This is a genomic window from Pacificibacter marinus (genome assembly GCF_900109555.1).
In the GTDB taxonomy this organism is placed as follows: Bacteria; Pseudomonadota; Alphaproteobacteria; order Rhodobacterales; family Rhodobacteraceae; genus Celeribacter; species Celeribacter marinus_C.
The window spans coordinates 634,801-651,829 of record NZ_FNZV01000001.1; the positions used below are offsets into that span (position 1 = coordinate 634,801).

General features: G+C 53.2%; 16 protein-coding genes and 3 pseudogenes. 8 read left to right on the plus strand and 11 right to left on the minus strand.

Features of this window, described 5'->3' with window-relative positions; translation table 11 throughout:
- Window positions 1-157 precede the first annotated feature (157 nt).
- From BM025_RS02955 to BM025_RS02975, 5 genes are read right to left on the minus strand one after another with little or no spacing between them, the layout of a single operon-like run.
- Window positions 158-1,078, minus strand: coding sequence for an ROK family protein (locus BM025_RS02955; RefSeq protein ID WP_085846988.1), 921 nt, complete (start codon window positions 1,076-1,078; stop codon window positions 158-160).
- Window positions 1,075-2,217, minus strand: coding sequence for an N-acetylglucosamine-6-phosphate deacetylase (gene nagA / locus BM025_RS02960; protein ID WP_085846987.1), 1,143 nt, complete (start codon window positions 2,215-2,217; stop codon window positions 1,075-1,077). Before nagA ends, BM025_RS02955 begins: the two co-directional genes overlap by 4 nt.
- Window positions 2,218-2,227: 10 nt before the next feature.
- A complete protein-coding gene (locus BM025_RS02965) occupies window positions 2,228-3,316 on the minus strand; it encodes a D-TA family PLP-dependent enzyme (RefSeq protein ID WP_244515409.1) in 1,089 nt (362 codons plus the stop codon).
- Between the two features lies 1 nt (window position 3,317).
- Window positions 3,318-4,823, minus strand: a complete 1,506-nt coding sequence (locus tag BM025_RS02970; protein WP_211753542.1) for a M81 family metallopeptidase — start codon at window positions 4,821-4,823, stop codon at window positions 3,318-3,320.
- A gap of 2 nt (window positions 4,824-4,825) precedes the next feature.
- A complete protein-coding gene (locus tag BM025_RS02975) occupies window positions 4,826-5,332 on the minus strand; it encodes a hypothetical protein (protein ID WP_085847528.1) in 507 nt (168 codons plus the stop codon).
- A gap of 193 nt (window positions 5,333-5,525) precedes the next feature.
- Here BM025_RS02975 and BM025_RS02980 point away from each other — a divergent pair, with 193 nt between their 5' ends.
- The 6 genes from BM025_RS02980 to BM025_RS03005 all read left to right on the plus strand — a co-directional run bounded on the left by BM025_RS02980 (window position 5,526) and on the right by BM025_RS03005 (window position 12,649).
- Window positions 5,526-6,440, plus strand: a complete 915-nt coding sequence (locus BM025_RS02980) for a MurR/RpiR family transcriptional regulator (RefSeq protein WP_085846984.1) — start codon at window positions 5,526-5,528, stop codon at window positions 6,438-6,440.
- 65 nt (window positions 6,441-6,505) lie between these two features.
- Window positions 6,506-7,282, plus strand: a complete 777-nt coding sequence (locus BM025_RS02985; protein WP_085846983.1) for an SDR family oxidoreductase — start codon at window positions 6,506-6,508, stop codon at window positions 7,280-7,282.
- Window positions 7,283-7,306: 24 nt separating this feature from the next.
- On the plus strand, window positions 7,307-9,211 hold the full coding sequence (locus BM025_RS02990) for a beta-N-acetylhexosaminidase (protein ID WP_085846982.1): 1,905 nt from the start codon (window positions 7,307-7,309) through the stop codon (window positions 9,209-9,211).
- Between the two features lie 68 nt (window positions 9,212-9,279).
- Window positions 9,280-10,713 carry a M81 family metallopeptidase gene (locus tag BM025_RS02995; protein WP_085846981.1) on the plus strand — a complete coding sequence of 478 codons (1,434 nt, stop codon included), beginning with the start codon at window positions 9,280-9,282 and terminating at the stop codon, window positions 10,711-10,713.
- 2 nt (window positions 10,714-10,715) lie between these two features.
- Window positions 10,716-11,918 carry an MFS transporter gene (locus BM025_RS03000; RefSeq protein WP_085846980.1) on the plus strand — a complete coding sequence of 401 codons (1,203 nt, stop codon included), beginning with the start codon at window positions 10,716-10,718 and terminating at the stop codon, window positions 11,916-11,918.
- Window positions 11,915-12,649: a copper homeostasis protein CutC gene (locus BM025_RS03005; RefSeq protein WP_090875147.1), complete on the plus strand. Its 735-nt coding sequence runs from the start codon at window positions 11,915-11,917 to the stop codon at window positions 12,647-12,649. The genes BM025_RS03000 and BM025_RS03005 overlap by 4 nt, the downstream gene beginning before the upstream one ends.
- Here BM025_RS03005 and nagB read toward each other — a convergent pair.
- The 5 genes and pseudogenes from nagB to BM025_RS03030 form a co-directional block, all read right to left on the minus strand.
- Complete coding sequence (nagB, locus tag BM025_RS03010) at window positions 12,619-13,398, minus strand: glucosamine-6-phosphate deaminase (RefSeq protein WP_085846979.1); 780 nt, start codon at window positions 13,396-13,398, stop codon at window positions 12,619-12,621. The genes BM025_RS03005 and nagB overlap by 31 nt on opposite strands.
- Before the next feature lie 22 nt (window positions 13,399-13,420).
- A complete protein-coding gene (locus BM025_RS03015) occupies window positions 13,421-13,813 on the minus strand; it encodes a Rid family hydrolase (protein ID WP_085846978.1) in 393 nt (130 codons plus the stop codon).
- Between the two features lie 227 nt (window positions 13,814-14,040).
- Window positions 14,041-14,405, minus strand: a pseudogene (locus BM025_RS03020) (alcohol dehydrogenase catalytic domain-containing protein); the annotation flags it as partial.
- 85 nt (window positions 14,406-14,490) lie between these two features.
- Window positions 14,491-14,960: pseudogene (locus tag BM025_RS03025) on the minus strand (aminotransferase class I/II-fold pyridoxal phosphate-dependent enzyme); the annotation flags it as partial.
- A 104-nt stretch (window positions 14,961-15,064) separates the two neighbouring features.
- The gene (locus BM025_RS03030; RefSeq protein WP_085846977.1) at window positions 15,065-15,409 is read right to left on the minus strand and encodes a hypothetical protein; all 345 of its coding nucleotides are present in this window, start codon (window positions 15,407-15,409) and stop codon (window positions 15,065-15,067) included.
- Window positions 15,410-15,443: 34 nt separating this feature from the next.
- Between BM025_RS03030 and BM025_RS19695 the strand changes: the two are divergent.
- Window positions 15,444-15,620, plus strand: a pseudogene (locus BM025_RS19695) (IS30 family transposase); the annotation flags it as partial.
- A gap of 208 nt (window positions 15,621-15,828) precedes the next feature.
- On the opposite strand, the gene yaaA reads toward BM025_RS19695, so the two are convergent.
- The gene (gene yaaA, locus BM025_RS03040; protein WP_085846975.1) at window positions 15,829-16,596 is read right to left on the minus strand and encodes a peroxide stress protein YaaA; all 768 of its coding nucleotides are present in this window, start codon (window positions 16,594-16,596) and stop codon (window positions 15,829-15,831) included.
- 128 nt (window positions 16,597-16,724) lie between these two features.
- On the opposite strand from yaaA, the gene BM025_RS03045 reads away from it, so the two are divergent.
- The gene (locus BM025_RS03045; protein WP_085846974.1) at window positions 16,725-17,009 is read left to right on the plus strand and encodes a hypothetical protein; all 285 of its coding nucleotides are present in this window, start codon (window positions 16,725-16,727) and stop codon (window positions 17,007-17,009) included.
- Window positions 17,010-17,029: the final 20 nt, after the last annotated feature.

Genomic DNA, 17,029 nt, shown 5'->3' on the forward strand with positions numbered 1-17,029 from the left:
ACGCACCTCTGTAAGAAATTCTTTTTCTTACTCTGGGTCATCAAGGCACGTACGGTCAAGAATTTTTCACATATTTGTGACAGGTTTCTCCGTTCTTGTAATTCCTTTTCACACCATGCCGAAAAAAAATGCAGGCCTGCACAGTAGAGTGCACTCCCTACAAGGCGGAGGCGCCATGCCGCTGCAACCCCAGAATAGCTGCCCCAACAAGGCCGGGCTCAATAGGGCATTCCGCAGGTACGACCAGTGATCGAGCGAATCGTTTTAGGCATTTTTCACGCACCGCGATATCCAGCGCCGCAATCAATCGTGACGAATTCGACATGCCGCCACCGATTGCGATAACCCCCGCTCCCAGCATATTTTCCATCACAGCCAAGGGGCCCGATAAAAGCGCAAGCCAGACCTCAACCGTTTTTGCGGCTATCGCGTCGCCCCTTTCCCATCCGGCCACAATCGCGCGGCTGTCCATGCGCACATCGTGCAGGTGCAAATGCAGTTTTTCTATTCCGCGCGCCGAACATACCGCATCCAAACACCCTGTCTGTCCGCACCCACATGCAAAGGCTGGCAACGTCACCGCAGGGTCATCGAACACCCGTTGTGCAATTGAGCCATGGCCCAATTCGCCCGCAAACCCGCCAGCACCGTTGATCAGTTGGCCATGAACAACCACGCCACCGCCGACACCCGTTCCAAGGATGAGACCAAAGACCACGTCGTGGCCGCGCCCAGCGCCGACCGTTGCCTCAGCCAACGCAAAGCAATCGGCGTCGTTCGCCAAAACCACAGGCAAACCCAAAATCGTTTCAAAGTCGATTTGCAAACGCCGCCCAGTTAAGCACGGGATGTTTGCGGCTGTCGCAATACCACTGTCGGAATCGATCACACCGGCCATCGAAAACGCCAAGACTTGAGGCCGGATTGTCGCACTGTCGATTGCAGTCTGCAGTACAGCGACAAAGCCGTCGAAATCGTCGGTCGGGGTCGCGATCCGCCCTTTGGGCACAACGTTTTCGGCACTATAGGCTTCGGCCACTTTGATGGTTGTGCCACCGATATCAAAACACAGGATCATGCAGTGCCTCCAACTTTACGTCCACCAATCCATGTGCTTGCCGCAGTTATCTCTGGGGTCAAACTCACAAAATCGGCATGAGCACCCTTTTCCAAATGTCCTCGGTCAGTGATCCCCATCGCGCGCGCAGGCGCCAATGCGGCAAGGTTTAGTGCTTCGCCAAGCGGCAACATCAGCGATTGGTGGACATAGCGCACCGCGTCAATCAACGCGATATCAGCCCCCGCAAGCGTTCCATCCGCCAGCGTCAATCGTCCGCCTGCTCGAAAAATCTGCCGACCGTTCAAAGTGAATTCCGTAAGATCACTGCCTATTGTTGACATAGCATCTGACACCAAAAACATCCCCGCCAGCCCCGCTTTGCCGCGCAAGGCGACTCGCATTGGCGCGTCTGCCACATGAAACCCATCTGCAATCAGTCCCGCCCACAGACGCCCATCATCCAACGCTGCTCCAACTAAATTTGGAGTGCGGTGCTCCATTTGCCCCATCGCGTTGAACAGATGCGTGACCATCGTCGCCCCGGCATCGGCATAGGCACGCGCGGTTGCGTGGTCGCACCCCGTGTGCCCAAGGCTGACCGTAATGCCAGCACGGGCAAGTGCTGCAACCTGATGTGTCGTGACAGATTCTGGTGCTACAGTGCAAATCAAATGATCCACTCCCTGTGCTGCCGAGACCAATACTGCCAAGTCGCAAGCATCCATCTGTCGGATTAACGCAGGATCGTGAGTGCCTTTGCGGGCAAGGTCCAAATGTGGCCCCTCTAAGTGCAGCCCCAAAAAACCGGGCGTGTTAAGTGCGGCGTGTCCCGCGTTGATCGCGGTTACCGTGGATTGCGCAGTGTCCGTGATCAACGTCACCATGACGGCTGTCGTTCCAAACTGCGCATGGGCGGTACAAATCGCGCCAATAGCATCAGTGGACAAATCGTTGTTAAACAACACACCGCCGCCACCATTAACCTGAAGATCAACCAACCCCGGCACAATTGCACCTGCAACCTGAGTGCCTTTAGGGGCATCCGTGGCAGGAACAATCCCCGCCACACGCCCCTGCGCAACAAGCAACGCAGCATTCGTGTGCCAAGTGGTCCCGTCGAAAATCCGAGCGGCGTGAAAAGCGGAGGTAGATGTCATATTGCAGACCTTACCAAACCGTGCCGCGCGCCGCTACGGGTTCAACGCGTGTGACGATGCCATCACGATGAAACACCATGTTGTCAAAAAGATTAGAGACGACACACGTGTGGTTTGGAATGACATGCACCTGCGCGCCCACAACGGGCAATGGCCCAGTGCAGTCGGTCAGATCAACGACAGCGTGCTCTTCGGACAATGACGTGATCCGCGCGCCAGGCAATCCAACAATTTCGCCATGGTCAGCGAACCCCAGTAAGTCAGAGGTCAACGCCTTTGATCCCGCGTCCAATACCGCTCGCGTCGGTGTCGGCCGTGACACAACGGTTGCCAGCACGTGCATGGCAAGGTCATCGACACCGCATTCACCGGCCCGCACCATAGAGCGGTCATTGTAAACATAGGTTCCTGCGCGGTGCTCGGTCGCGCTGGGCACCAGATGGGCGGAAAACAAATCGGGACTTCCGCCGTTGGACCGCATGGGGCAATCAATGCCAAGCTCGGAGAGCCGCGCCATAGTGTCTTGTAAAAAGGCCTCAACCGCTGCCGCGCCACCGACGGCAGGATAGGTCAAAAGTCCGCCAAACTGCAGACCTTTGGCATCTGTAATTTGCTGCGCCAAAGCAACGGCATCATTGGGCGATTGCACGCCGCACCGACCAGCACCCGTATCGCATTCGACCAAAACGATAAGTGGTTTTCCAGTTGTAAACGCCGCCGCCAGCCCTGTGATGGTTGTCGGATTATCCGCCACCACCCGCAATGTCGCCACTTGTTCATTGAGCGCTTTGAGGTGCGCGATCCGTGATGCGCCAAGGATATTATAGGTGATCAGGATGTCATCGAACCCTGCATCGGCAAAGACTTGAGCTTCTGTTACTTTTTGACAATTGATCCCAATGGCCCCCGCATCCAATTGCTGTTGGGCAACCGCAGGAATTTTATGGGTTTTGATATGGGGCCGAAACGCTTTGCCCTGCGCGCTCAGATAAGTTTGAGCACGGGCGATGTTCGCCGCAAGCCGATCTTCGTCGATCACAGGCATCGGGGTCAGCACATCCGTCAACGGAGTGCCCGCAGTGGGCCATGGGAAAGTCAAATCAGTCTTCCTTTGCAAAAGGGTTTTCGACGCGCGGCCAGATATCATCGCGCACGAAACGGTAAGGGTTGGTCGCAGGATCGTTTGGATAGGGTTTGCCCGCCGAACAATACAGAACCTCGGATGCGATAGGGGCAAAAGCCGCATAAAAGTGATTGGTGGATTTGATGACCAAAATCTTTTGCGCCAGCGGATCAATTCCAAGCGCGGTAAACAGCGACGGATCATAGCTTTGGGCGCGCACGGTGTTCAATATCACCTCGATCCCGATATCAACCCCGTCACCATCCAGCAATGCGATCCGTACAGCGGGCCCAAATGGCACCACGCTTTCGCCAAAGACCATGGCCGCATCTTCGGACACGGTGATAATTTTGACCAATGCATCCACGGGGTCCCCTGTCATCGGCGCAGATTTGGACCCAAAGCGCAGCGGGATCACCGCGCCTTCGCCTGCCGCCATGCAAAGCTTGACTGCAATCGGGTCCCAAATGGTGCCGATTGCCACATCAGTTGCGCCTTGGGCGATCAATTCGTGCAGTATCACTGTCGCATCCCCCGCGGTGCCACCGCCCGGATTGTCCCACATATCAGCTAACACGACAGGCCCATCATGAGGCTTCATCGCGGTAATCACAGCCATGCGTTCGTCCATTGACGGCATCATATGCTTGCCACGGTTCGCAAACAGTTCTTGACCCAGTTTTTCGGCCAACGCCGCACCATGCGCCGCATCACCATCCGTGACGACAACCATCTTGGTTCCCATTTCAGGCACATCGCCCGCCATGAAACCATGGACGGCAGACACCGACAGCACCTTGGGGTCTGTGTTTTCCAACGCGATCATCCGATCCACAAAGCTGCGCATCGGTTCGCGCGATGTCGGAAACACGTCGATCATCCGGCAGTCATACGTTGACATGACAGGTGTGATCTTGCCCTCAAGCGTATCCACGACCAACGCCCAAAGGTCTTGGGCGCGTTCTACAAAGTCAGTGTGCGGAAACTCTTTGAACACGACAAAGAAATCAGAGGCCGCCACACGTTTTGCGGTCAGGTGACTATGCGGGTCCAGTTCTGCACACACAAGAATGTCAGGGCCGACAATATCACGCACCCGCGCCAGCAAATCGCCCTCAGGGTCGATGCACCCTTGGGCCACCATCGCGCCATGCAATCCCAAAACAACCGCATCAACAGGCATCGCCGCCTTGAGTTGCTCTAAAATTTCATCACGCAACCCTTGGTGTGCTGGTCCTGACACAAGGCCCGCAGGATCAGCCCAAGCGGAACTTCCCTCGATCAGGGTCCAGCCCTGTTCGGCGCAAACCTTGCGGCCAACAGGAATCGGTGCCGTACATAATGTCGCCGTTGAGGGATGCATGCCGGGCGCTGCATAAAACGATTCCTCGAATGCGCGACGGTCAATGACGATGGGTGAAAACGTGTTGGTTTCTGTTGCCATCGCGGCCACAAAAATACGCTTTGAACTGGATGCGGTCATCATTATTCCTTGATATGCGGCAGGTACCCAACAAATCCTGCAATTTTCCAACGGCCATTTTGGCGACGACACCAATATAAGGTTTGCCAATTCATACGCTCATCTGGGCCATCTGTGCGTGCCAGATGCCCATCAAATTTTTTGCGGACCAATGCAGTGTCACCTGTAATTTCGATATCCTCCAAGCGTGTGGCGTTAAAGATACCTGCGCGCGGATCACCTGCATATACGCCCGCATCGTGCCCAACTCCAAACTCTTGCGCTTGCTTCAACCAATCCGTGCGGTAAGCCTCAAGCGTGGGATACGCCAGATCGAATTTGTTAGGGTCATCCTGAAAGTGACCGCTGACACCGGTAAAGTTCTCGGCAATGAAGTCTTCGGCCACAGCTGACCAGTCCGCCGCGATAAAGGCGTCGATGTCGCGCGGCACAAGCATGTCCCAGATCGCGGTACGATCTGTGTCACTGGCAGGAAATGGGTTGCGAAAAGGGTCACGCTGTGTCGTCATTTTAATCATCCTGTGAAATTCATTTCTACTTTGATACAATTTTACTGGAAAAATCCAGACGATTATGCCTGAATGAGCACAAATTACGAAAATGGATTTCGTAATCGGCTAAAATTTGATCTCGACACTGGGGCCTATAGTTCGATGCAGTCCCTGAAAATACGTGCATCGCGAAAGCGCGACAAGGAATAACATGAGCGATCCTTCAAAATTATCTCTTGCGGCAGGCACGACATCTGCCGGCAACCTGATTGTGGCACTTGCCGATGAAGATGGGAAGCTGTCCGCGATGGAACGAAAGCTCGCGGAATCGGTTTTGGCTGACGTGAACTACGCCACCAACGCGTCCATCATCGATATCGCTACACGTGCGGGCGTTTCGCCCCCCACAGTCACACGGTTCTGTCGCCGCTTGGGGTGCGCGTCCTTTTCAGATTTCAAAGTACAGTTGGCCAAAAGCGCCTATGTCGGCTTGCGCTATTTAAAACCTGAAGCTGTCACAACGACCCCAGCACAAGTCGCAGAAGATATCGTAACCAAAGCGCAAAACGCGCTTTATGAAATGCATCGCACGCTGGACTTGGATCGTGTCAATGCTGCGGTTGACCTGCTGTCAAAAGCGGAAATGATCTATGCCTTTGGCTCGGGCGGCAATTCATCGATGATTGTGAACGAGCTGCAAAACCGCTTGTTTCGATTGGGGGCGCGCATTTCAGCGTCAAATGATCACGGTATGAATCTGATGCTTTCAGCCGCAGCACAGCCTGGAACGGTTGTGTTTGGTTCATCAGTGTCAGGCCGCAACGAAGAATTGATAAGCTGCTTTGAGCTGTTGCGTGAGCGCGGCATTCCCACAATAGCGTTGACCCAAGACGGGTCGCCTTTGGCAGATGTGGCCGATGTGGTGATCCCGATCAACCTACCTGAGGGGCGCAATATTTTTCGCGCCACTTCCACGCGGTATGCGTCGCTGGCTGTGGTTGATATCATTGCCAATCTTGTCGCCTATCAAGATCGCGCCAAATCCACCCGCATTTTGCGCGGCATCAAAGAACAACTGGTCAAGCAACGAGATGGCGGCGACGACAGCCAAATCTTGGGCGATTAAACATGTCATTTGGCGTGTCAGCGGCTGCGCCAGTTTGATCCAATTTGCCGCGAACGAGGGATGAAATGTCATCACGTCTTGCTATCGTCACCGGAAGCGCCGGTGATATCGGTCGCGCTATCGCTGCGCGCCTGTCAAATGACCATGATATTATTATTTTGGCCGATCTTGATATCGACGCTGCCAAAAACGCCACCGCAAAGCTGGGTGATCAGTTTGTCCCGATGCAATTGGACGTCACCGATCCTGAAAGCTGTGCCGCACTGGCTGCGGCAACCGCGCCGATGGGCGACGTCGTGACACTGGTCAACAACGCTGGAGCGTCCTGTGCCGTCAGCTTGCAAAGTGCATCGCTTGAGGATTGGAAATTTGACCGCTCTCTTAATCTTGATGGCGCCTTTTTTGTGTTCAAGGCACTCGCCAAACAGTTGATCGCAGCCAAAGGTGCGGTTGTGAATATCGCCTCGGTCAATGGCATGGGCGTCTTTGGTCACCCAGCCTATTCCGCCGCCAAAGCAGGCATGATCCACCTGACCAAAATGATTGCTGTGGAATACGGTCAATACGGCATTCGCGCCAATACGGTTGCCCCTGGCACTGTGCGCACCCAAGCGTGGGAAGACCGCGCAGTCGCCAATCCCAAAGTTTTTGAAGAGGCCGCTGAACACTATGCCTTGGGCCGAATTGTGTTTCCTGCGGATGTGGCCGAGGCGGTTGGTTTTTTGGCCTCTCCGCTTGCCGCAGCAATTACAGGCGTTTGTTTGCCCGTGGATTGCGGGTTGACCGCAGGCATTCCGACACTCGCGCGCACGTTCAGCCAATCTGACGATTACAAAAAATAAGACCAACACCGACAGGACCAACCAATGACCTATTTTCTGGAAAATACGTGGCACCCCGACCCCGCGCCTGAAGGCACGTGGACCCTTAAGCTGACCAACCTGACGGATGCGCCACTTGCAGATTTCAAACTGTCGCTAACATCAATCACTCGCATCATGCCGACCCATGTTTTGACCGGTGCTAAATTTTTGCGCCGCGATGCTAATTTTCATGAATTTGCACCTGTCGATGCCACGCCCCTTGCTTCAGGCGACAGCTGGACGTTTGTTATCACAGGGATCAACCGGTCCCCATTCCACCGCAACGATGCCGCCAAAACGGCGTGGATCACGCACGCCGATGGTTCGCATACGACAGTTCAAGTCGGTGACCTAATGCATGCGGGTACGGCCCCCGTACGCCCTGAGTCCCGCTTACCAGAGGGCAAACTAACGCTGCCTTTTGCGCTTTTGCCATGGCCCAACACAATCACAGCCACTGCGAGCTCAGCCCCAGTCATCCTGCATGCTGTGGATGAGACATCGCTCGAAAACAAACGGTTGATGTTGCAAGTCGACGCGCTGCATTCACGGCTATTTCCTGCGGCTCAGCGCGCTTACCAACTGTCGCCTGCGCTTGGCAGTCGTGCGGTGCAATTCGCAGTTGATACCACTTTGCCTGACGAAGGTTACCGAATAGATTTTGCCCAAACTATCACCCTGACAGCCAATGCCGATGAAGGCCGCCGGTACGGATTAATAGCGCTTGCGCAAATGATGCACGGCACATTCACCGACCCTGAGTTTCAGTTTCCTGCAACAGGTGAGATTATTGATGCCCCGCGCTATGGTTGGCGCGGGTGCCATCTGGATGTGTCGCGACATTTTTGGACTTTTGACGAAGTTCTGCGCGTGGTCGATATGCTGGCATGGCACAAGATGAACATTTTCCACTGGCATTTGACCGACGACGAAGGCTGGCGTGCAGAAATCTTGGCCTACCCAGAACTGACCCAAGCAGGGGCGACACGCGGCGCTGACGTACCAAAAATGCTGCCGCAATTGTGCGAAGGCGCCGAAACACGTCACGGTTTTTATACCCAAGACCAGATGCGAGCGGTGGTTGCGCGAGCGCAAAGCCTTGGCATCGATGTGATGCCCGAAATCGAAACTCCTGGCCATGCCGCAGCCGTGCTTGCAGCCTTGCCGCAGCTTGTGGACCCAGATGAGCCAGCGAACAGCTACTATCCCGTTCAAGGATATTTCAACAATGCGTTGAACCCAGCAATGCCAGAGACCTTTAGCGTACTGGAAACCGTCTTTGACGAAATAGCCGCAATATTCCCGTCAAAATATATTCACATTGGTGGGGACGAGGTTGCGAATAACGCTTGGCTCACATCCCCCAGAGCACAGGCTTTGATGGCGTCCGAAAGCTTGTCAGGCACGTTTGAGTTGCAAAGTTGGTTCTTGCGCAAAGTCAAAGACATGCTGACAGCACGCGGCAAGATCATGGTGGGGTGGAACGAAATTGCCCATGGCGGCGGCGTACCCCCAGAAGGCACATTACTGATGGCTTGGGAAAATCCTCAAGTTGGCATTGAGCTGGCGAGCCAAGGCTACGACGTGGTGATGACCCCCGGCCAAGCGTATTATCTGGATATGGTACAAAGCGATGATTGGTTGGAAAATGGCGCGGGCTGGGCTGGTGCTGTCTCCCCAAAGCAAACCTACACCTATGAGGCCGAAGGCGACTTTCCTGAAGCCTTGCGCAACCAAATGCGCGGTATCCAAGCCTGTATCTGGAGCGAACATTTCGCTGATCGCCACTGGTTCAATGATCTTGTGTTTCCACGCCTCAGCGCTGTTGCAGAAGCGGCATGGACCGAAAAAGACAACAAAGATTGGTTGCGCTTTGCCCGTCAGGTACGACAGCACCCCGAACTCTAATCCATCTGAGCTGGGGCCGCAGTTGGCCCTACTCACACTGCTTTAAGCTCTCCCAAAGGAAAAGACCCATGCGCATCGTTGTTGGCGGTATCCATACCGAATGTTCGACCTACTCTCCTGTTCTGATGCAGCCCGATGACTTTGATGTCATGCGCGGTGACGCTCTAACCGCAGATCCGTATTTTGGGTTTTTGAATGATTTCCCTGCGACAGTGGCCCCATTACTGCATGCGCGTGCTGTGCCCGGCGGTCCGCTGGCGCACGACACGTATCAGGCCTTCAAGACAGAGTTCTTAGACAGGCTAGAAGCAGCGAAACCCTTTGATGCCGTTTATCTGGCAATGCACGGCGCGATGCATGTCGATGGCATGCTTGATGCCGAAGGCGATTGGATTTCTGCTGTGCGGGCAGCCGTCGGCCCCGACATGCTGATCGCGGTGAGCTATGATTTGCACGGCAATGTGTCACAAAAAATTATCGATCAAATCGACATTTTTGCAGCCTACCGCACCGCACCACATATCGACGTCACTGAAACCATGGCAGCATCCTACAAAATGTTATTGCAGGCGCTTGAAACAGGCACCCGACCCGGTGTTGTGCGCGTGCCTGTGCCACATCTTTTGCCCGGCGAACGCTCATCAACCGAAGACGAACCCGGGCAGTCGCTTTATGCAGCCTTGCCGTCTTTTGAAAGCGCTGATGTGTGGCGCACTGATCTGATGATTGGCTATGTGTGGGCGGATGAACCCCGCGCGACAGCCTGCGCAATTGTGACGGGCACCAATCGTGTTGCGGCACAAACGGCAGGTGCCGCTATTGCGCAATCGTTTTGGGATGCGCGCGACGGCTTTCAGTTTGGTCCTGTCACAGGTCCATTAGAGGCTATGCTTGATATCGCGGCAGCAGCTGACACACATCCTGTGATTTTGGCCGACAGTGGCGACAATCCAACGGGTGGTGGCGTTGGTGATCGCGGTGATGTTCTGGCTGCGCTGGTTGTACGTGATTGGCAAGATGCACTGGTCGCGGGCATCACGGATCGACCTGCAGTGGATGCCTGTTTTGCTGCGGGCGTCGGTGCGACACTCACGCTGGAAATCGGCGCATCACTTGATCCTGCGGGCGGGCGTATCGTCGCGGAGGCACATGTGATCACTTTAGACGCTGGGAACACAACGGCACAACGCCAAGCAGTTGTGAAAATCGGAGGCATAACTGTTGTGTTGGCCGCACGTCGTCGCCCCTATCACGATATTGCAGACTTCACATTGCTGGGACTAGACCCTACCGCGGTTTCATTGCTGGTCGTAAAGTCTGGATATTTGTCGCCAGAACTTGCGCCGATTGCGAACCCGAATTTGATGGCTTTGACAGATGGCGTCGTGAACCAAGACATCGCACGTTTGCCCAATGTTCATCGCGCCAAAGGCACCCTGCCCTTTGATGCCAACCCAGAATTCACGCCGGAACCAAAAGCCTCCGTCCGGTTCAAAGACTGACCATGAACGCTTGGATTTCAATTTTGCGCGACCACAAGGTTGTGCGTGCCTCTGCTGTTGCGATTTTCCTCTATGGTTTCGCTGGTGGGGCCACGTCGCCCTATCAGGCTGTGATCGGCATCCGTGAACTTGGGCTGTCAGACAATGCCTATGCCGCCGTGGCTTTTGCCGCCTCGATGGCACATGTGACGCTGGCGATTATCAGTGGTTATTTGTCCGACCGTTTCCAAAGCTACCGACGCCCGCTTTTGTTTGTGTCAGCCTTTGGAGTTATCGGCTACGGCACGGTCTGGTTGAATCCCACGCCGTTTACGTTTGTCATCGCAACAATCGGGCCGCTTGCATTATTTCACGCAACAAATTCCATGTTATTTGGAAATGTGCGCGCCCATACTGACAGTTTCGCCCCAGAAGAAGCCAGCATTGCCAATTCTTTGATGCGCATGATGGTATCGTTGTCTTGGGTCGTCGTGCCCGGAATTGTAGGATTGGTCCTTGCGACGCAAGACAGCATGATCTTAGCGTACCTCATTGCCGCTGCGGTATCCGGCGGGTGTTTTTTGATGATCTTGCTGGGGCTCGATACAGACAAAACGCCAAAGCAATCTGCGACCCCTGTCATCCGCACGCCTGCCTTGTTGGAATTCGCCAAAGTGCTGGCGCCGAAAACTGCGCTGCGCATTCTCAGTGTTGCCTTAATCACGCAGGTGCTGTCAGTGAATGCGGCCGTTTTACCGCTGATTGTGACGGGACGAGCCAATGGTGTGGCCGCAGATATTGGATTTCTTGTTGGCATGGTTGCCTTGCTTGAAGTTCTGTTCATCTTCTTTTGGGCTTGGGTCGTGCGTAAGATCAAACTCACCACAGCGCTTGTCATCACGGCCAGTCTGTATTTTGTCTATTTGGCATCGCTCGCCGTGGTCACAGCGCCATGGCAAGTTTATGGTGTCAGTATTCTCGCAGGTATCGCCGCGGCAGGGATTATTTCGTTGCCAATCAGCTATTTGTTAGACCTAATCAAAGACCGCCCCGGCATTTCTGCCTCTTTGATTGCGGTCAACATATTTCTTGGCGCAGCACTTGGCGCTATGTTTTTTGCGATTGGCACGTCCCTGGGCGGTTACGGGACAGCATCAATTTTAGGTGGGATCGGCGGCATTTTCGGTGCAGGCGGCCTTATGTATTTGGAAAGGACCCGCGCATGATTACGCTAGAGGTTTGCGTTGATAGTCTTGCCGGTATCTTTGCGGCGACCAAAGGTGGTGCGGACCGAATTGAACTGTGTTCCGCACTGGGATTGGGTGGTCTCACCCCATCGGCAGGATTAATCAAAATCGCGAGCGAAGCCCCGTTGCCAGCCATGGCGATGATCCGCCCGCGCGCTGGTGATTTTGTTTGGACGCGCGATGAACGTGCGGCACTGGTTGCGGAAATCCACGCGGTGCGTGACGCAGGTTTGGCTGGCGTGGTGATTGGCGCATCACTGCCCAACGGAGAATTAGATGGCGAAACGTTACAAGAATTGATGCAAGCGGCAATTGGTCTTGATGTTACATTACACCGCGCGATTGATTTGACGCCAGATGTAGATGCCGCACTGCAAATTTGCCGCGACTTGGGGATCAAACGCGTCTTGTCATCGGGCGGTGCAAAGACTGCGATGGCGGGACTTGAGCGGTTGGTGCAGATGGCCACTCATACGATTTCCGTGATGCCAGGCGGAGGAGTGACCGCCGAAAATGTGGCCGACTTGGCAGCCAGATTACCCCTGAGCGAAGTGCATGCCTCCTGTTCCGTTGTGGCGCCGATACCGCAAAATTCCAAAATTGCAGAATTTGGGTTCCAGCCGTCAGGTGCGCGGGCGACCGACACAAACAGCGTCATCGCCCTGCGCAAAGCGCTTGATCAAATCGTGGCAGCGCGGACTTCGGGGTGAACTTCTTCGTAATAGGCGCGCAACGCTAAAGCACTTGCTGCGGCTTCATCCAAAACAACCGTCACTTTGCGATGCATTTGCAATATCGACGCTGGGCACGCGGCAGATATTGGCCCCTCGATCATTTTTGCAACGACATTCGCTTTGCCTGCGCCAAACGCCAACAACACAATTTCATCGGACCGCATGATTGTGCCAATGCCCATGGTAATCGCCAAACGCGGCACATCTTCAAAAGTGTCAAAGTACCGCATATTTGCTTCACGGGTGGAACGGGTCAATGTTTTGATCCGAGTTTGCGACGACAAACTGGACGTTGGTTCATTGAATCCGATATGACCATTCGCGCCCAAACCCAGCAATTGCAGATCAATATCACCCGCCTTTAAAATCGCAGCCTCATATCGGGTCGCTTCAACTTCGGCATCTTGCGCATCCCCTTTTGGCAAAAACGAAAATTCTGGGCGCATATCTACATGATTGAACAGTTTTTCGCGCATGTAGTGCCAATAAGAACAGGGATGATCGGGGGATAGGCCGACGTATTCGTCCAAGTTAAACGACTGCGCCTGCGCCATCGACATTTCACCAGCTTCAAATCGCGCAATCAAACGGTCATAAACCGCTTCCATCGTGCCGCCTGTCGCCAGCCCCAAAACAGTTTCGGGTTGGCGCGCCAAGCGATCGGCAAACAGACCCGCAACGCAATCCGCGGCGGTCGCCTGTGTTTGGTGGATTAAAACCTTCATCAGATCAGTCCGCCTTTCATGCTTATAGCGGTTTCCAAGCAAGCACGTCGATTTCAACTTTTGCATCGACCATCAAACGGGATTCCACGGTAGAGCGCGCAGGCGGGTGTGCTAGAAAATGCTTTTCAAAAACCGCGTTGAAAGATGAAAAATCGCGTGCGTCGTCGAGCCAGCAATTCACTTTGATAATGTCTTCCATTCCGCAACTTGCCATCGCGAGAACTTCTTTAATGTTTTCAATCACTTGTTCGGTTTGAGTGATGATGCCGCCAGTTACAACTTCACCATTTACAGTCGGGACTTGGCCGGAAATGTGAACATAATCGCCAGCGCGAACGGCTTTGGCAAAGGGGCGCTTTTGACCACCCGCCTGGGTGTCGGCAGTGTCGTAACGGATAATGCGTTTCTCAGACATAAGATACTCCAATTAAAGGGATTTTTCTATATAAAACTATCCTAAAAACGGTCTCTACGGCAAGTAAATAAGGGCAATATATGTGCTCTTTTCCAATCGAATGCAGCACACTTAAACCTTTGTTGTGTCGTGACGCATATTCTACGACTTTGACCGCCAATCCAACACAACTTTCCCCGATTGCCCTGACTTCATCATCGTAAATCCTTTGACGTAATTATCGGCTACAAAGAGATGTGCCCGCCCATGACCATGGCCTCGACCATTTCATCAAGAGCTGCTTGATTGTCCGAAACGTCCAACCCAACATCAAAGCCTTGGGCGATTTTTAGCTGTGCTTGAACATCGATCAGATGATTTTTCGTCACATTCACCGGCGTCACATCCGCCACTTTGGCCCAAATTAGCCCGCTGACATTGCGCCTAAGTTCAACGATTTCCCCAGCACATTCGTGACCAGTTATGAGTGGATGGGTGCAGTTTTCTTGGCCCAATCGTCCCAATTTCATATGTGAATATCAGTCCCCAAAATGCCCATTTTATTGATGCGGAACAGCACATCATCAGGTCCTATTTCAGGGTCTGACGTGATTTACCCCCACCCTTCGCGGGAAAAATCCTTAACCAACCCTTTAATTTTATTGGTTATTTTATCACTCCGACAGCTTTACCTGCAATTTCAAATGTGCTTCAAGATCAGTCATGTCGGAATTGGCGTAACGGTAACGTTTGGCTTTGCACAGTCGAATGCCATCAATGATTGAAGCGTGATTCAAAGCGTCAGAAATAATGGCATCTTCTGGCCCAAGCAGAGGCTCAAACAACTCGCCGTTGGCATCAAAACAGGCCGCGAATAAGATAGAATCATCTTTGCCCAAAAACCGTGCCAATTGCGTTTCAAGGTCGCGGTGCAGATCTTGAGTGCCACAAATAAACTGGACCGACGCCATGCCAAACCCCTTGTTATTCATAGCACCTTTGGCAGCTTTAATAAGATCAGGGTGATCGGCCAACCCAAGGTAATTGTTCGCACAAAGGTTGATGACAGGTTTGCCATTCGCCGTAACTTTTGCCCCTTGCGGGGACGAAAACAAACGCTCTAGCTTTGTCATTTTCTCGGCGCAATCTGCGCAACAGTTTCGGCCATATGGGTCAAAAATACTGTGATCCTTGCGGTCTCCAATGTGGCGTGGATGTCATTCAAGTCATCATTCCCAATGACGGATATACGTCAAGGCACAAGAGTATCCTTTATACTAGATTTAGCCTCGCCACGAAGAAGGCAAGGCCGCTTAAACGCGCACTTAGGGCAGCACTAAAGCGTGACAGGTCCACAACAAATTTCGCTATATTAATACCGAGACCAATCACCACCATCAATATAAGCGAGCCAAGGATGGCCAACACACCCCGTATAGGATCGCGGCGCAGTTCAAAAATAGCGTTTTCGCCGAGGCGTGGCTCTGTATTCGCATGGGGGGCCTCAAGCTCCTGCCCGCTATCTCCAATTGCCTCTTGCAGGCAGGAGACAAAGGCATCCTCCAACGTGTCGGCCCCGCGTTTGGAAACGATGGTGCGCTCAAAAGGAGGTCGCAACACTTTAGTCTTTAGGCAAAGATGGAGTGTTCAAATGAAGTATCGTCGCCGTATTTATTGTTCGTCCTCGCAGCCGGCTGAGATTTGGGATCGCTGGCAACGCGGAGAATCTATGAAGTCGATTGGCCGCGTGTTTGACCGCCAATCCTCGTCGGTGTATTCCGTGATATCGCCAACAGGAGGCATCCGCCCTGCGGATAGCCATAAATCGTTGGGTTTTCTGGTGGAGAATGTCCAACTGGCTGTGGCCAGCACGCGACCTGCGTGTTCATCGCAACGAACCAATCATAACGTGCGACCTAGCGGCCTTAATTGATTGGGGTAAGACGGGCGTGAAATATCTTTTTGCAAGATACCAGTTTGCTCATAAAAGGCCAATCACTGACTACATTACAGCATTGGCCCCATAGGCGCGACACCTAGCTGTCTCGAGAAAATACCAGTGTGGTATCATCTGATTGCGATGCGTCCAATGCATACCCACCGGCATCAAATTCATGCAACTGTGGAATACTATTTACACGGTTTTCAACAATGAAACGCGCCATCGCACCCCGCGCTTTTTTGGCAAAAAAGCTGATGACCTTTTCTGTCCCATCACGGCGTTCAAGAAAAACAGGCGTGATGATTTTGGGGTGCAAGGCCTCTTTTGCGACAGCTGAAAAATATTCAGTTGAGGCACAGTTGACCACATACTGTGCACCGGCGGCTTGCGCACTTTCATTCAGGTTCAGGGCGATCTTGTTTCCCCAAAACTCATACAGGTTTTTCCCTTTTGACGTTGCAAGCCGACTTCCCATTTCCAAACGATAAGCTTGAGCGCCATCCAAAGGCCGTAGAATTCCGTACAGCCCTGACAGGATGCGCAAGTGATCTTGTGCATAGGCGACTGTGTCTGCGTCAAGGCTGCCTGCATCAAGTCCAGTATAGGTATCGCCCGCGAACATATACATGGCTTGCTTCACAGCATCGACATCAGGCGTTTCAGAAAATGCGGCAAAGCGTTCAACGTTCAGCTCAGCCAACTTTTCACTGATACTCATCAGTTTACGCAACGCCGGTACATCTAAATTTCGCGCGACATCAATCAGCTCTTTTGTCTCAGCAGCAAACGATGGAACTGTCCGTTCGATCCCAATAACTGGGTCCATATTCAGTTTTTTTGCAGGTGATATAACGGCTAACATTTTTGGTCCTTTGGTCTTTTCTCAGAAGGTTCAGTTCCCGAATTCACAGGTGACATCTTTTGGGCTGGTTTTACATCCGAATAAGAATACCTTAACCGAATGAAAGCACCTTTTTGGAGATATCGTAAATGAAAATTCGGGTTTGGATTGTGGGATGTACCGCTTTGATGGTTGCCGCTTGCACAGATGGGTTCAACACCTACACAGCGGATGGGATGCTGCAAGAGGTTCCAGAGGGCGTGCTTGCCATAGCAGCCACCAACCAAGATTTGACCGCCGTGCGGCTAAACCCTGATGATGGCTGCTATGTGTATCGCTATGTCGGCCCTGTGGAAACGACATTCCTGCCGCTGCGCACTGAAAATGGCAACCCGATCTGCACCCAAACTGCGGATGCGACGACGACAGGCTGACCATTTTAAACGCTGCATAT

What these genes read in the sequence shown, in the direction of transcription:
- BM025_RS02955 (WP_085846988.1), bottom strand. Translation starts at nt 1,078, where the DNA reads ATGATCCTGTGTTTTGATATCGGTGGCACAACCATCAAAGTGGCCGAA.
- nagA (WP_085846987.1), bottom strand. Translation starts at nt 2,217, where the DNA reads ATGACATCTACCTCCGCTTTTCACGCCGCTCGGATTTTCGACGGGACC.
- BM025_RS02970 (WP_211753542.1), bottom strand. Translation starts at nt 4,823, where the DNA reads ATGACCGCATCCAGTTCAAAGCGTATTTTTGTGGCCGCGATGGCAACA.
- BM025_RS02975 (WP_085847528.1), bottom strand. Translation starts at nt 5,332, where the DNA reads ATGACGACACAGCGTGACCCTTTTCGCAACCCATTTCCTGCCAGTGAC.
- BM025_RS02980 (WP_085846984.1), top strand. Translation starts at nt 5,526, where the DNA reads ATGAGCGATCCTTCAAAATTATCTCTTGCGGCAGGCACGACATCTGCC.
- BM025_RS02985 (WP_085846983.1), top strand. Translation starts at nt 6,506, where the DNA reads ATGTCATCACGTCTTGCTATCGTCACCGGAAGCGCCGGTGATATCGGT.
- BM025_RS02990 (WP_085846982.1), top strand. Translation starts at nt 7,307, where the DNA reads ATGACCTATTTTCTGGAAAATACGTGGCACCCCGACCCCGCGCCTGAA.
- BM025_RS02995 (WP_085846981.1), top strand. Translation starts at nt 9,280, where the DNA reads ATGCGCATCGTTGTTGGCGGTATCCATACCGAATGTTCGACCTACTCT.
- BM025_RS03000 (WP_085846980.1), top strand. Translation starts at nt 10,716, where the DNA reads ATGAACGCTTGGATTTCAATTTTGCGCGACCACAAGGTTGTGCGTGCC.
- BM025_RS03005 (WP_090875147.1), top strand. Translation starts at nt 11,915, where the DNA reads ATGATTACGCTAGAGGTTTGCGTTGATAGTCTTGCCGGTATCTTTGCG.
- nagB (WP_085846979.1), bottom strand. Translation starts at nt 13,398, where the DNA reads ATGAAGGTTTTAATCCACCAAACACAGGCGACCGCCGCGGATTGCGTT.
- BM025_RS03015 (WP_085846978.1), bottom strand. Translation starts at nt 13,813, where the DNA reads ATGTCTGAGAAACGCATTATCCGTTACGACACTGCCGACACCCAGGCG.
- yaaA (WP_085846975.1), bottom strand. Translation starts at nt 16,596, where the DNA reads ATGTTAGCCGTTATATCACCTGCAAAAAAACTGAATATGGACCCAGTT.
- BM025_RS03045 (WP_085846974.1), top strand. Translation starts at nt 16,725, where the DNA reads ATGAAAATTCGGGTTTGGATTGTGGGATGTACCGCTTTGATGGTTGCC.